Genomic DNA, 13,575 nt, shown 5'->3' on the forward strand with positions numbered 1-13,575 from the left:
GAGGCCACTCTGCGCCAACTGGCTATGGATGACAAGGCCACTCCTCGGCCAGGGTGGGTGCATGCCCTCCAGCACGACCACGCGTCCCGCCCTCGCCGACCTCGGCCCGATCCAGCAGCTGAGGGCCGGTCGCCTCGCCCGCCGGCTGACCCAGCTGGGCCTCGGGCTCGTCCTCTACGGGATCTCGCTGGCCATGATCGTGCGGGGCGCCCTCGGCTCGGCCCCGTGGGACGTGCTGCACCAGGGGCTGTCGGCGCGGCTCTCGCTCAGCGTGGGCACCCTGATCATCGTGGTCTCGGTGGCGGTGCTCGCCCTGTGGATCCCGCTGCGGCAGCGGCCCGGGCTGGGGACGATCGCGAACGCGGTGGTGGTCGGCGTCGTCGTCGACGTGGTGCTGGCGCTGGTCGAGCCGGTCGGGTCGCTGGCGTGGCGGGTGGTGCTGCTGGCGGCGGGGGTGCTGCTCAACGGCGCGGCCACCGCCCTCTACATCGGCGCCCAGCTCGGCCCGGGTCCGCGCGACGGGCTGATGACCGGTCTGGCCCGGCGCACCGGACGCTCCATCCGGCTGGTCCGCACCGTGCTGGAGGTGGCCGTCGTGCTGGCCGGGTGGGCGCTCGGCGGGCCGCTCGGCCTGGGGACGGTGCTCTACGCCCTGGCCATCGGACCCGTCGCGCAGGCGGTGCTGCCGTGGGTGACCGTCCGCCTCCCCGCCCGGCCCAGCGCGTCCCCCAGCGCGCCCGACCCCGGTGATGGTTCGCTGGGGGCATGACGCGTCTCGGTTTCCACGCCTCGCACGAGCAGCTCGACCCGCGCCAGCTGCTGCGCGACGTCCAGCACGCCGAGCAGGCCGGCTTCGCCATGGCTATGTGCTCGGACCACCTCGGCCCCTGGAGCGAGCGGCAGGGCCACTCCGGCTACGCCTGGTCCTGGCTGGGGGCCGCGCTGGCCACCACGGGGCTCTCCTTCGGCACGGTCTGCGCGCCCGGCGTCCGCTACCACCCGGCGGTGGTGGCGCAGAAGATCGCCACCCTGGGTCAGATGTTCCCAGGCCGGTTCTGGGTCGCGCTGGGTAGCGGCGAGGCGTCCAACGAGCACGTGACGGGTCAGCGCTGGCCCGCCAAGGACGTCCGCGATGACCGCCGCGACGAGTGCGTGGCGGTGATCCGGGCGCTGCTGGCCGGGGAGGAGGTCAGCCACGACGGGCTGGTCACCGTCGACCGGGCCCGGGTCTGGGAGCGGGCCGAACCGACCCCGCTGCTGATCGCCCCGGTGGTCAGCGTGGAGTCCGCCGCCCGGGTGGCCGCCTGGGCCGACGGGATCGTCACCATCAACCAGCCGGTGGACGTGCTGAAGCGGCTGCTGGACACCTACCGCGAGGCAGGTGGGCGCGGGACGGCGTCGCTGCAGGTGCACCTGTCGTGGGCCCGCACCGAGGAGGAGGCCGAGGCGATCGCCTTCGACCAGTGGCGGACCAACGTCTTCTCCGAGCCGGTGAACTGGGACACCGAGACGCCGGCCGGCTTCGACGCCGCGGCCGAGCACGTCGGGATGGAGTCGGTGCGCGCGGCCGTCCGCATCTCGGCCGACCCCGGCCAGCACGCGGCCTGGCTGGCGGAGTACGCCGGGCTGGGTTTCGAGGACGTCTACCTGCACCACGTGGGGCAGCAGCAGAGCGGCTTCATCGACGTCTTCGGTGACTCGGTTCTCCCGCAGCTGCACGGTGCGGTGGGCACCCGATGAGGATCACCGACACCAGCGACCTGTGGTGGAAGAGCGCGGTCGTCTACTGCCTGGACGTGGAGACCTTCTACGACGCCGACGGTGACGGCGTCGGCGACCTGGCCGGGCTGGCCCAGCGGATCGACTACCTGGCCGAGCTCGGCATCAACTGCCTGTGGCTGATGCCGTTCTACCCCAGCCCCGACCGCGACGACGGCTACGACGTCACCGACTTCTACGGCGTCGACCCCCGCCTGGGCGACCACGGGCGCCTGGTCGAGGTGATCCGGACCGCGCACGACCGCGGCATCCGGGTCATCGTCGACCTGCTGATCAACCACACCTCCGACGCCCACCCCTGGTTCCGCTCGGCGAGGGAGAGCGTGGACAGCCCCCACCGCGACTACTACGTGTGGCGCGACACCGAGCCCCCGGACACCTCCGCCGAGGTCGTCTTCCCCGACCAGGAGGACTCGATCTGGGAGCACGACGAGCGCACCGGGCAGTGGTACCTGCACCACTTCTACCGCCACCAGCCCGACCTGAACGTCGGCAACCCGGCGGTGGTCGACGAGCTGATGCGGGTGATCGGGTTCTGGCTGGAGCTCGGTGTCGACGGGTTCCGGGTCGACGCGGTGCCCTTCTTCGTCGAGGACGTGGAGACCGCGGAGAGCCACCTGGCCGGGGACCCGCACCAGGTGCTGAAGGAGCTGCGGGCCTTCCTCGGTCGGCGCCGCGGGGACGCCGTGCTGCTCGGCGAGGTCAACCTGCCCTACGAGGCGCAGACCACCTACTTCGGCGGCGGCGACGGTGACGAGCTGCAGATGATGTTCGACTTCGTCACCATGCAGGCCAGCTACCTGGCGATGGCCCGCGGCGAGGCCGCCCCGCTGGCCGCGGCCCTGGCCGGACGTCCGGAGCTGCACCCCCGCTGCCAGTGGGCCACGTTCCTGCGCAACCACGACGAGCTGACCCTGGACCAGCTCAGCGAGGAGGAGCGGCAGGAGGTCTTCGCCGCCTTCGGGCCCGAGGAGTCGATGCAGGTCTACGACCGCGGGCTCAAGCGCCGGCTGCCCACGATGCTGGGCGGCGACCCCCGGCGCGTCCGGCTGGCGTACTCGCTGATGTTCTCCCTCCCCGGCACGCCCTCGATCTACTACGGCGAGGAGATCGGGATGGGGGAGGACCTGCAGGCGGCGGGCCGGATGGCCGTCCGCACCCCGATGCAGTGGAGCCGGGCGCGCAACGGCGGGTTCTCCGCCGCCGAGCCCGAGCAGCTGATCCAGCGGGTGGTCCCGGACGGCTACGGCCCCGAGCACGTCAACGCCGCCGACCAGCGGCACGACCCGGACTCGCTGTTCTCCTTCATCAAGGCCCTGGTCGCCGTGCGCCGCAGCTGCCCCGAGCTGGGCTGGGGGACCTTCGCCCTGATCGAGCAGCCGCACCCCTCGGTGCTGGCCCACCGCTGCGACCTCGACGAGGTGTCCATGGTGGCGGTGCACAACCTGGGTCCGGACCCGGTCACGCTGTCGCTGGACGTGTGTCGCGCCGGGGACGGCACCGAGGCCCTGGACGTCCTGAGCCACCAGCTGGTCGCCGCCGGCGACGAGTGCCTGGAGCTGGTGCTGGAGGGCTACGGCCACCGCTGGCTGAGGCTGCGGCCCGAGGGTGCGCTGGACCTGCCCTGAGCGGTGCTCGCTGGCGAGGCCGCGGGCGGCTTGGTGGCCCTAGGCGTGACCGTGGCGGTGGTCGCTGACGCGGTGGGGCGCTGCGTCGGTCGGGGCGCTGCCGGATGAGGCCGCTACCGGTGCCATGGTCCGGCTCTGTGGCCGCGGTCGGGGCCGACGCGGTGGGGCCGCTGCCGCAGTCGGCGACGGCGGTCGGTATCTGTCGGTCGGTGGCCACAGGTCGCGGCAACCGGTAGCCGGTGGCCGGTGTTGCGTTGTCCGAGGACCAGCGGTCCCGGCGCTCGGTGGGCAGCTATCCGGTCGGTGGGCAGCTGTCCGGTCGGTGGGCAGCTGTCCGGTCGGTGGGCAGCGACTGCGGTGACCGGCGTCGGTGTCGGCGATTGCGGTGGTCAGTCGGCCGGCCGTCGGTGGACCCGGCGAGACGGTGGGCCGGTCGCCGGTGCTCCCGGCGGTCGGTGGGCGGTGTGAGACGGTGGGCCGGTGCCCACCTCTGAGCCCCTGGTCGAGCGGATGCGTGGTTTCGGGACCACCGTCTTCGCCGAGATGTCGCTGCTGGCCGCACGGACCGGCGCGCTGAACCTGGGGCAGGGGTTCCCCGACACCGACGGTCCGCCCGAGGTGCTCGAGGAGGCCCAGCGGGCCATCCGCGACGGCGTCAACCAGTACCCGCCGGGGACCGGGCACGTGGTGCTGCGCGAGGCCGTGGCCCGGCACCAGCAGGAGTGGTACGGGCTGACCTACGACCCGGCGACCGAGGTGCTGATCACCACCGGGGCCACCGAGGGGGTGTCGGCCGCCCTGCTCGCGCTCTGCGAGACCGGTGACGAGGTGGTGGCCCTCGACCCCACCTACGACTCCTACGCCGCGGCGGCCACGATGGCCCGGGCCGTGCTCCGGCCCGTCACCCTGCGACCTCCCGACTTCGCCCTCGACCTGGACGCGCTCCGGGCCGCGATCACGCCGCGGACCCGGGTGCTGCTGGTCAACAGCCCGCACAACCCCACCGGCCGGGTGCTCACCGAGGCCGAGCTGGCCGGCATCGCCGCGCTGGCCGTCGAGCACGACCTGTGGGTGGTGTGCGACGAGGTGTACGAGCACCTCACCTTCGACGGGCACGTGCACCGCCCGCTGGCCGGCTTCCCCGGCATGCGGGAGCGGACCGTGCTGGTCTCCTCGGCCGGGAAGACCTTCAACGTCACCGGCTGGAAGATCGGCTGGGTGTGCGCGCCCCCGGCGCTGGTGACCGCGGTGAACGCCACCAAGCAGTTCCTCACCTTCTCCGGCGGGGCGCCGTTCCAGCCCGCCGTGGCCCTCGGGCTGGGGCTGCCGCGGGAGCGGTTCGCGGAGATCCGGGACCGGCTGCAGGCGGGCCGCGACCTGCTCACCGAGGGGCTGCGCCGCGCCGGCCTCGAGGTGTTCGGCGCCCAGGGCACCTACTTCGTCAACGTGGACATCGCCTCGATCGGGGAGACCGACGGCATCGCCTTCTGCCGCGGGCTGCCCGACCGCGTCGGCGTCGTCGCCGTCCCGACCCAGGTCTTCCACGCCGACCCGGCGTCCGCCGCCACCCTCGTCCGCTTCGCCTTCTGCAAGCGCCCCGAGGTCCTGGCCGAGGCCGCCGAGCGCCTCGCCCGCCTCTGACGCCGTACCCTCGCCCCTCACGACACGCGTCTGTCCATGCGCGCACGACGGCCCCCGCTGGAGGCTGTCTTGCGCGTATGAGCAGGTCGGTGCTCGATCACGTCGACCGCGCCGCCCTCGTCGCGTGGGTTGAGCCCTGCGTCGACCCAGGTCGCCAGCGCTCGACAACCTGGGTGGGCACCGCGTCGTCCCCACCCTCAGCCGACACGTGTGTGTCCATGCGTGCAGGACGAGCCGCTCTGGACGCTGTCGTGCGCGCATGAGCAAGGAGGTGCGGCCCGTCGAGCCTGTGGATGACCGCACCCACTCGCCCGCTGATCCTGCTGGGGTGGGGAGATGGCGATCCCGGTGGTCAGGGCGACCAGGTTGGCGGCGGAGGGCTACACCCGCAGCAGGGTCGAGGCCCTGGTGGCGGAGGGGCGGCTGATACGGCTGGGACCCTGGTTGGCCACCCCCGACGCGCCGCCGTCAGCGCTCAGCGAACTGCGGCAGGGGCTGCGGCTGACCTGCGTCAGCGCGGCTGAGGTGCACGGGCTCTGGACCCCGCCCGTGGCAGGCCTCCACGTCTTCGGTAGACGTGGGGGCCGGGCGCAGCAGCTGGCCCGTGATGTGAAGCTGCACCGCCCGGAGCCGCGTCGCTGGCCGGAGGAGCCCGTCGCGCCGCTGGAGCTGACGCTGCAGCACGCGGTCGGCTGCCTGGGTCCGCGGGACGCGGCGGTCCTGTTCGAGTCCGCCCTCCACCGTGGGTTGCTCGGGCGCTCGCAGCTCGCCTCGGTGCTGGCGAGGTTGCCGCGCCGCGCGGCGGAACCGCTCAGCCGGGTGCGGTCGGACGCGGAGTCGGGCACCGAGACCCGGGTGCGCTGGTGGCTGGAGGAGAGCCGTCACAGGGTGCGGGCACAGGTGCGCATCCCCGCTGTGGGGCGCGTCGACATCCTGGTCGGGGAGCGCCTGGTGATCGAGTGCGACAGCGTGGCCCACCACACCGGGCTCGACACCTACGCTGCGGACCGACGACGCGATCTCGAGCTCCGCCGACGGGGCTACCTCGTCATCCGGCTCACCTGGGAGCAGGTGTTCCTCGACTGGCCGGCGACCCAGAGGGCGCTGAGCGAGGTCCTCCGGCGTGGGGACCACCGCACGCGCGTGCTCATGTGAGCAGGACAGGACCTCTGGAGACCCGTCGTGCGCGCATGAGCACGTCGGTGCGATCAGCTGCGCTGGCGGGAGACCTCGTAGAGGGCGATGCCGGCGGCGACGCCGGCGTTGAGGGACTCCACCTGGGCGGCGATGGGGACCGAGACCAGCACGTCGCAGGCGTCGCGGACCAGACGGGACAGGCCGTCGCCCTCGCTGCCGATCACCAGCACCAGCGGACCGGACGCCCCGGGGAGCGAGGCCACGTCGACCTCGCCCTCCCCGGCCAGACCGGCCAGGGTGAAGCCGGCCTTGGCGAACTCCCGCAGGCTCCGGTTGAGGTTGGTGGCCTTGGCGATGGGCAGCCGGGCGGCCGCGCCGGCGGAGGTCTTCCAGGCGGCGGCGGTCATGCCGGCCGAGCGGCGCTCGGGGATCAGCACGCCGGTCGCCCCGAAGGCCGCCGCAGAGCGCACGATGGCGCCCAGGTTGCGCGGGTCGGTGATCGAGTCCAGCGCGACGACCAGGGCCGCTGGGCCCGCCTCGACGGCTGCGGCCAGCAGGTCGTCGGGGTGGGCGTAGGTGAACTCGGGCAGCTGCAGGGCCACACCCTGGTGGATGGCGCCGCCGGTGTGGCGGTCCAGCTCCATCCGGGTCACCTGCAGCATGGGGATGCTGCGGTCCGCGGCGAGGCGGAGGATGTCGCGCAGCCGGTCGTCGCGCTCAGCACCCTCGGCGACGTAGGCGGTCTTCACCGGGATCTCGGCCTGCAGCGCCTCCAGCACCGGGTTGCGTCCGGCCACCCACTCAGCGCCCGCACCCGGACGTCCGGTGCGCGGGCCGCTGCTGGTGGTCTGGCGTCCGGACGCACGGCGCTCGGCGGCCTGCTTGGCCTTGTACGCCTTGTGGTACGGACGCTCCTCGGCCTTGGGGGTCGGCCCCTTGCCCTTGAGGGCGCGCCGGACCCGGCCACCGCTGCCGGCGGTGTTGCCCTGGCGGGACGTGGCGTTGCGCCGCTGGCTGTTGCCTGGCATCAGTGCTGCTCCTTCGTGCCCGCGCGTGGCACGGGCAGCTCCTTCGTCGAGACGGCCCACCGGGGGCCGTCCGGGGTGTCGGTGATGCTGATCCCGGCCGCAGCCAGGGAGTCGCGGACCGCGTCCGCGGCGGCGAAGTCCTTCTCGGCCCGGGCGCGGGCCCGCTGCTCGAGCAGGGACCCCACCAGGGCGTCCACCACGGCGGTGAGGTCGTCCTCGGAGCCGGTGGAGCCCCAGGCCGGGTCGTCGGCGCGCAGGCCGAGCACGTCGAGCATGGCCTGCACCTCACCGAGCCGCTCGGCCAGCGTCGCGTGGTCGCCGCGGTCGACGGCCTGGTTGCCCTCCTTCACCGCGCCGTAGAGGACGGCCACCGCACCCGGGGTGCCGAGGTCGTCGTCCATCGCCTCGACGAACGCCGTGGGCAGGGTGGTCGGGGCAGCGGGGACGCCGGCGCGGACGGCGCGCTCGACGAAGCCGTCGATGCGGGCCAGGGCCGCGGTGGCCTCGGTCAGGGAGGTGTCGAACCACTCGATCTGCGAGCGGTAGTGCGGACCCACCAGGTAGAAGCGGACGGCCCGCGGCGGGTGCGTCCGGGTCACCTCCGAGACCAGCGCCCCGTTGCCGAGGGACTTGCTCATCTTCTCCCCGGACGCGGTGACCCAGGCGTTGTGCATCCAGAGCCGGGCGAAGGGACGTCCGGCGGCCCGGGACTGGGCCAGCTCGTTCTCGTGGTGGGGGAACCGCAGGTCCAGCCCGCCGCCGTGGATGTCGAACTCGTCACCGAGGTACTTCCCGGCCATCGCCGAGCACTCCAGGTGCCAGCCCGGACGCCCGCGGCCCCACGGGGTCGGCCAGGACGCCGACTCGGGCTCGTCGGGCTTGTGGCCCTTCCAGAGCGCGAAGTCGCGCGGGTCGCGCTTGCCCCGCGGGTCGGCGTCGGCGGCGGGCTCCATGTCGTCCAGCCGCATCCCCGACAGCTCGCCGTAGGAGGGCCAGGAGCGGACGTCGAAGTAGACGTCGCCGGACCCGTCCTCGCTGGCGTAGGCGTGCCCGCGCTCGATCAGCTGCTCGATCATCTCGACCATCTCGGGCACGTGGCCGGTGGCGCGCGGCTCGTAGGTCGGCGGCAGGCAGCCCAGCGCGGCGTAGGCCGCGTGCAGCTCGCGCTCGAAGCGGTAGGCGTGGGCGAACCAGGGGACGCCGGCCTCGGCGGACTTGGTGAGGATCTTGTCGTCGATGTCGGTGACGTTGGCCACGATGGTGACCTCGAGCCCCTTCCAGGTCAGCCAGCGCCGCAGCACGTCGAAGACCACCTCCTTGCGGATGTGGCCGAGGTGCGGCGCGGACTGGACGGTCAGCCCGCAGTGGTAGATCGACACGGTACCCGGGCGCAGCGGGACCAGCTCACGGATCTCGTGGGTGGCGGTGTCGTAGAGGCGGAGGCTCACCGGGGCAGCCTACAGAGAACACGGTGGGCGGGCTCACCGTCGCAGCGCGGCCACCGCCACCTCGGCCAGCTGGGAGTAGGCCTCGGCGTCGCTGAGCCCGGTCGCCCGCTGCAGCTCCCCGGTGCCGATCCGGCGCATGGTCGAGGCCACCACCTCGGCGACGAAGAGGGCCGGGACGTCGCGGAACGCCCGGCTGGCGATGCCCTCGCTGATCAGCTCCCGGACGCGCTCGGTGGCCAGCTGGGTGTTGAGCTCGTAGATCTCCGCCGCCGGGGCGAAGGCGGCGACGTCGGCCAGGAAGGCCCGGCTGGCCGGGGCCAGCGCCTCGGCCACCGCCTCCAGGTAGCCGGTCAGCCGGCGGGCGGGGGAGCGGGTGCGTCGGATCGAGTCCTCGACCTGCTCGGCGGCCTCGCGGAAGAACAGCCGGACGGTGCGGGTGACCAGCTGCTCCTTGCTCGGGGCCAGCGCGTAGAGCGTCCGCTTCGAGCAGCCCAGCCGCTCGGCCAGCTCGTCCACGGTGAGGTGGGCGAACCCCTCGGCCAGCACGACGCGCACCAGCGCGGTCTCGAGCTGGGACTGGCGCCGGGTCAGTGCACCGGAGGGTCTGATGGAGATCATGACGGTACTAGCGTACGCTCGTCCGTACCGTTCTGCGTACCGTCCCGGGTGCCGGACGACCCAGGAGGAGCTCCATGACCGTCGACCGCCTGCTGCCCTCGGAGGAGGCCCGCGACCTCGTCGCCGCCGTCGCCGGGTTCGCCCGCGAGGAGCTGGCGCCACGTGCGGCCAAGGCCGAGGAGGTCGGGGAGTTCCCGCGCGACCTGGTGGCCCAGCTGGGGGAGATGGGGCTGTTCGCGATGACCCACCAGGAGCGCTGGGGCGGGCTGGAGCAGCCCTACGAGGTGTACCTGCAGGCCCTGGAGGAGATCGCCTCGGCCTGGTTCACCGTCGGGGTCAGCGTCTCGGTCCAGGTGATGACCTGCCTGGCCCTGGCGCACGAGGGCACCGACGCCCAGCGCGACGCCCTGCTCCCGGCGATGCTGGGCGGGGAGCTGCTCGGGGCCTACTGCCTGTCCGAGGCCCAGGCGGGCTCGGACGTGGCGGCGATGACCACGCGGGCGGTCCGCGACGGCGAGGACTACCTGATCACCGGCAGCAAGGCCTGGATCACCCACGGCGACGTGGCCGACTACTACACCCTCTTCGCCCGGACCCGCCCCGGCTCGCGCGGTGTCTCGGCCTTCCTGGTCCCCGCCGACGCCGAGGGCATCTCCACCGGCGCCCGCGAGCGGAAGATGGGCATGACCGCCTCACCCACCACCGCGGTCCACCTCGACGGCGTCCGCGTCGCCGCGGACCGTCGGATCGGCGCGGAGGGGGAGGGCGTCCGGATCGCGCTGGAGTCCCTGGACTCCGGACGTCTCGGCATCGCCGCCTGCGCCACCGGGCTCGCCCAGGCCGCCCTCGACGCCGCCGTCGGGTACGCGGAGGAGCGCGAGCAGTTCGGGCAGCCGATCGCCGCCTTCCAGGGCATGCAGTTCCTGCTGGCCGACATGGCCGCCGCCACCGACAGCGCCCGCGCCACCTACCTCCACGCCGCGCGGCGCCGCGACGCCGGCATGTCGTTCAGCCGCGAGGCCGCGGTGGCCAAGCTGGTCTGCACCGACGCCGCGATGCGGGTGACCACCGACGCCGTGCAGGTGCTCGGCGGCTACGGCTACACCCGCGACTTCCCGGTCGAGCGGTGGATGCGCGAGGCCAAGGTCAGCCAGATCTTCGAGGGCACCAACCAGATCCAGCGGCTGGTGCTGGCCCGCCACCTGCTGCGACGCTCGTCCCGACCCACCCAGCGCGACCCGCGCCGCTGACCCAGGAGAGACCCGATGAAGCTGACCCCCTCCGACTCCGTGCTGGTCACCGGTGGCGCCTCCGGGCTGGGGCTCGCCACCGCCCGCGCCCTCTCCGCCACCGGCGCCGGGGTGGTGGTCGCCGACCTGCCGGGCTCGGCCGGTGCCTCCGTGGCCGACGAGCTGCCGCGGGCCGTCTTCGCGCCGGCCGACGTCCGGAACGAGGAGCAGGTGCGGGCCGCCGTCGAGCAGGCCACCGGGCTGGGCTCCCTGCGGGTGGTGGTGAGCTGCGCCGGGGTCGCCACCCCCGGACGCATCCTGAGCCGCAAGGGCGTCCACTCCCTCGACGCCTTCCGCACCGTGGTGGAGATCAACCTGGTCGGCACCTTCAACGTGCTGCGGCTGGCCGCGGAGGCGATGACGGCCAACGAGCCCCTCGACGGCGACCGCGGGATCGTCGTGATGACGGCCAGCGTCGCCGCCTACGACGGCCAGGTCGGGCAGGCCGCCTACGCCAGCTCCAAGGGCGGCGTCGCCGCGCTGACCATCACCGCGGCCCGCGACCTGGCGCAGCACCAGATCCGGGTCGCCACCATCGCGCCCGGGGTGATGGAGACCCCGATGATGGCCGGGCTGGGCGAGGAGGTGCGCTCCTCGCTGGAGGCCCTGGTCCCGCACCCGGCGCGGCTCGGCCGCCCGGAGGAGTACGCCATGCTCGTGGAGCACCTGGTGGCGAACCCGCTGCTCAACGGCGAGGTCGTCCGCCTCGATGGGGCGCTCCGGATGCCCCCGCGCTAGGTCCGGCAGCAGGGGCCCGACGCGGGCTGGTCCGGGCAGCGGTCCGGGGGCGGGGGTCCCGCCCGGGAAGCCTCCTCCTCGTTCCTCGGAGGAGTTTCCCAACGCCCGCCACTCCCCGACCCCCGCCCCCGGACCGCCGCCCTCGTGCCCACGTCCGGCCCCCGCCCCTCGGCCAGCGCGTCGACGTTCCTCCCGGCGGCCGGGGGACTCCCTGCCCCCTGAGCCGGTGCCCCGGGTGGCCTTCGCCCGGGGGTGCGCCGAACCGGGTCAGGCCGTGCTGACGGTGCTGCCGGCGCGGTCCGGCCACCCGTCCGCAGGTTCGCCGCCGACGACGCCCACCGGTGGATCGCCGGTGAGCGGACGGCCTCCGCCCGGCCCGGGTGCGGTCAGCACCGTCACCTCAGCCGCGGCGGCCCGTCGGTGTCAGGTCGTCAGGTGCGAGACCCCGGCGACGGCCGCCGTCTGAAGCATCACTCGACCCGGACATGGTCGGGATCAGCGGACGATGAACCTGACGGTGTCCCGCCACTCATGCCCAGGGGTGCTCGAGCAGACGGGGCAGCTGGGCGCATGAGCACTCAGCCCGGCCACGGAAGGCGGCCAGCTGGGCGACGTGGGCACTCAGCCCGGCCAGGGAAGGGGCGCAGGTGGGCGACATGGGCAGTCAGCCCGGCCACGGAAGGGGCGGTGAGACAGGCGACCACCCGACCCGCGTGGGGTGAGGGGGTGGGTCGGACACCCGGGCAGGAGGTGGTGGTCCAGGGCGGGGGTGTCCGGGTGTGGCGGGCGTGAAGGCGCAACTCCTCCGAGGAACGAGGAGGAGGCTGCGCCCCGGGCGGGACACCCCCGCCCTGGACCACCGCCGGACCCAGCCAGGGGGTCCGGCGCAGACGCTCACCCCCGCCGGCGGAGGGCGTCGATGTCGAGGAAACCTCCGGCGCGGACGTCGACGTCGTCGTCGGCGCCGTCCTCCCACGGGTCGTAGGGCTTGTCGTCGGTGTCCTCGGCGTAGCCCTGGGAGGGGTCGTAGGGGTTGGCCAGGCGCTTCTCCGGCAGGGGGGCCGCGGTCAGGGCCTCGTCCTCCAGGGTGCGCAGGACGTTCTCCACGTAGCCGTGGGCAGCCTCCATCAGGCCGATGTCGTAGCCGTTGCGCTCGGAGGTGTACCAGCGGTACTCCAGCACCTCGTGGAAGATCTCCGCGGAGTCCCGCTTGCCGCGCAGGTCCGCGGGGACGGCGGCGATCACCGGCTCGAAGCAGTGGGTCAGCCACTGGTGGGCGACGATGGCCTCGTCCGCGCCCTGCTGGTCGGTGCGGGCGCGGTAGGTGTCGAGGTCGTTGAGCAGCCGGCGGGCCTGGTTCTCCTCGGTGTCCAGACCGGTCAGCCGCAGCAGCCGTCGCGAGTGGTGCCCGGCGTCGACCACCTTGGGCTGGATCCGGACGGTGGAGCCGTCCAGGTCGGTGGTGATGTCCAGCTCGGCGACGTCGAAGCCGAGCGCGTTGAGCCGGCGCACGCGTCCCTCGATGCGGTGCATCTCGGACTCGTCGAACTCCTCCACCCCGGTCAGCTCGGACCACAGCTCGGCGTAGCGGGCCTCGATGGTGTCCACCAGCTGCTGGGGGTCCAGGGCCGGGTCCAGCAGCTCGCCGGCCTCCAGGTCGCAGAACTCCCCGAACAGGTTGGTCCGGGCGATGGACAGGTCGTGGGCGCGCTGGCCGTTGGTCAGGGTGTCGTGCAGCTCACCGGTCTCGGCGTCGACCAGGTAGGCGGCGAAGGAGCCGGCGTCGCGGCGGAAGAGGCAGTTCGAGAGCGAGACGTCGCCCCACAGGAAGCCGCTGAGGTGCAGCCGGGCCAGCAGCACCACCATGGCGTCCAGCAACCGGCTGACGGTCTCCTGCCGCACACCGGGGGAGAACAGGGAGCGGTAGGGCAGCGAGAACTGCAGGTGCTGGGTGAGCAGCACCGGGTCCAGCGGGCCCTCCTCGTTGATCCGCCCGGTGACCACGCCGACCGGCACCACCGAGGGGGTGGCCAGCCGCATCAGGTCGTGCAGCAGCCGGTACTCGTGCAGGGCCAGGTGCTCCAGCACCTCCTTGGCGGCGTAGACGTCGGTGCCCACCCGGATGAAGCGGACCACGTGCCGGGAGATGCCCCGGGGCAGGGCGACCAGGTGCTCGGTCGGCCAGTCCTGCAGCGGCGTGGACCACGGCAGCGGGATCAGCCGGGCGTCCGGTCGGGCGGAGAGGAAGCGGGGCACCGCACCAGTGTGC

At 73.6% G+C, this 13,575-nt stretch carries 11 protein-coding genes; 7 read left to right on the forward strand and 4 right to left on the reverse strand.

The genetic code is table 11. From position 1 onward, the window contains the following. The first annotated feature begins 61 nt into the window (after positions 1-61). The 5 genes from yczE (at position 62) to BLT52_RS11540 (ending at position 6,203) form a co-directional block, all read left to right on the forward strand. A complete protein-coding gene (yczE, locus tag BLT52_RS11520) occupies positions 62-769 on the forward strand; it encodes a membrane protein YczE (protein ID WP_090593688.1) in 708 nt (235 codons plus the stop codon). Further along, complete coding sequence (locus BLT52_RS11525; RefSeq protein ID WP_090593692.1) at positions 766-1,740, forward strand: TIGR03885 family FMN-dependent LLM class oxidoreductase; 975 nt, start codon at positions 766-768, stop codon at positions 1,738-1,740. Before yczE ends, BLT52_RS11525 begins: the two co-directional genes overlap by 4 nt. Continuing rightward, a complete protein-coding gene (locus BLT52_RS11530; RefSeq protein WP_090593695.1) occupies positions 1,737-3,407 on the forward strand; it encodes an alpha-amylase family protein in 1,671 nt (556 codons plus the stop codon). The genes BLT52_RS11525 and BLT52_RS11530 overlap by 4 nt, the downstream gene beginning before the upstream one ends. Before the next feature lie 480 nt (positions 3,408-3,887). Continuing rightward, positions 3,888-5,048 carry a pyridoxal phosphate-dependent aminotransferase gene (locus BLT52_RS11535; protein ID WP_231946277.1) on the forward strand — a complete coding sequence of 387 codons (1,161 nt, stop codon included), beginning with the start codon at positions 3,888-3,890 and terminating at the stop codon, positions 5,046-5,048. A gap of 336 nt (positions 5,049-5,384) precedes the next feature. After that, positions 5,385-6,203: a DUF559 domain-containing protein gene (locus tag BLT52_RS11540; RefSeq protein WP_197679014.1), complete on the forward strand. Its 819-nt coding sequence runs from the start codon at positions 5,385-5,387 to the stop codon at positions 6,201-6,203. A 53-nt stretch (positions 6,204-6,256) separates the two neighbouring features. On the opposite strand, the gene rlmB is transcribed toward BLT52_RS11540, so the two are convergent. Genes rlmB through BLT52_RS11555 form a run of 3 tightly spaced genes read right to left on the reverse strand, consistent with a single transcriptional unit; the run spans position 6,257 to position 9,279 of the window. Further along, positions 6,257-7,213 carry a 23S rRNA (guanosine(2251)-2'-O)-methyltransferase RlmB gene (gene rlmB, locus BLT52_RS11545; protein WP_090593697.1) on the reverse strand — a complete coding sequence of 319 codons (957 nt, stop codon included), beginning with the start codon at positions 7,211-7,213 and terminating at the stop codon, positions 6,257-6,259. Then, positions 7,213-8,661, reverse strand: coding sequence for a cysteine--tRNA ligase (cysS, locus tag BLT52_RS11550; protein WP_090593699.1), 1,449 nt, complete (start codon positions 8,659-8,661; stop codon positions 7,213-7,215). The genes rlmB and cysS overlap by 1 nt, the downstream gene beginning before the upstream one ends. A gap of 33 nt (positions 8,662-8,694) precedes the next feature. Beyond that, positions 8,695-9,279, reverse strand: a complete 585-nt coding sequence (locus BLT52_RS11555) for a TetR/AcrR family transcriptional regulator (RefSeq protein ID WP_090593702.1) — start codon at positions 9,277-9,279, stop codon at positions 8,695-8,697. A gap of 74 nt (positions 9,280-9,353) precedes the next feature. Here BLT52_RS11555 and BLT52_RS11560 point away from each other — a divergent pair, with 74 nt between their 5' ends. Both BLT52_RS11560 and BLT52_RS11565 read left to right on the forward strand, forming a co-directional pair. Further along, the gene (locus tag BLT52_RS11560; protein WP_090593705.1) at positions 9,354-10,529 is read left to right on the forward strand and encodes an acyl-CoA dehydrogenase family protein; all 1,176 of its coding nucleotides are present in this window, start codon (positions 9,354-9,356) and stop codon (positions 10,527-10,529) included. A gap of 15 nt (positions 10,530-10,544) precedes the next feature. After that, positions 10,545-11,306, forward strand: a complete 762-nt coding sequence (locus tag BLT52_RS11565) for an SDR family NAD(P)-dependent oxidoreductase (protein WP_090593708.1) — start codon at positions 10,545-10,547, stop codon at positions 11,304-11,306. Positions 11,307-12,200: 894 nt separating this feature from the next. Here the strand turns inward: BLT52_RS11565 and BLT52_RS11570 are convergent. Continuing rightward, positions 12,201-13,562 (reverse strand): DUF4032 domain-containing protein, encoded by a 1,362-nt coding sequence (locus BLT52_RS11570; RefSeq protein ID WP_090593710.1) that lies wholly within the window; start codon positions 13,560-13,562, stop codon positions 12,201-12,203. Positions 13,563-13,575 lie beyond the last annotated feature (13 nt).

This window comes from Auraticoccus monumenti (genome assembly GCF_900101785.1).
Classification (GTDB): Bacteria; Actinomycetota; Actinomycetes; order Propionibacteriales; family Propionibacteriaceae; genus Auraticoccus; species Auraticoccus monumenti.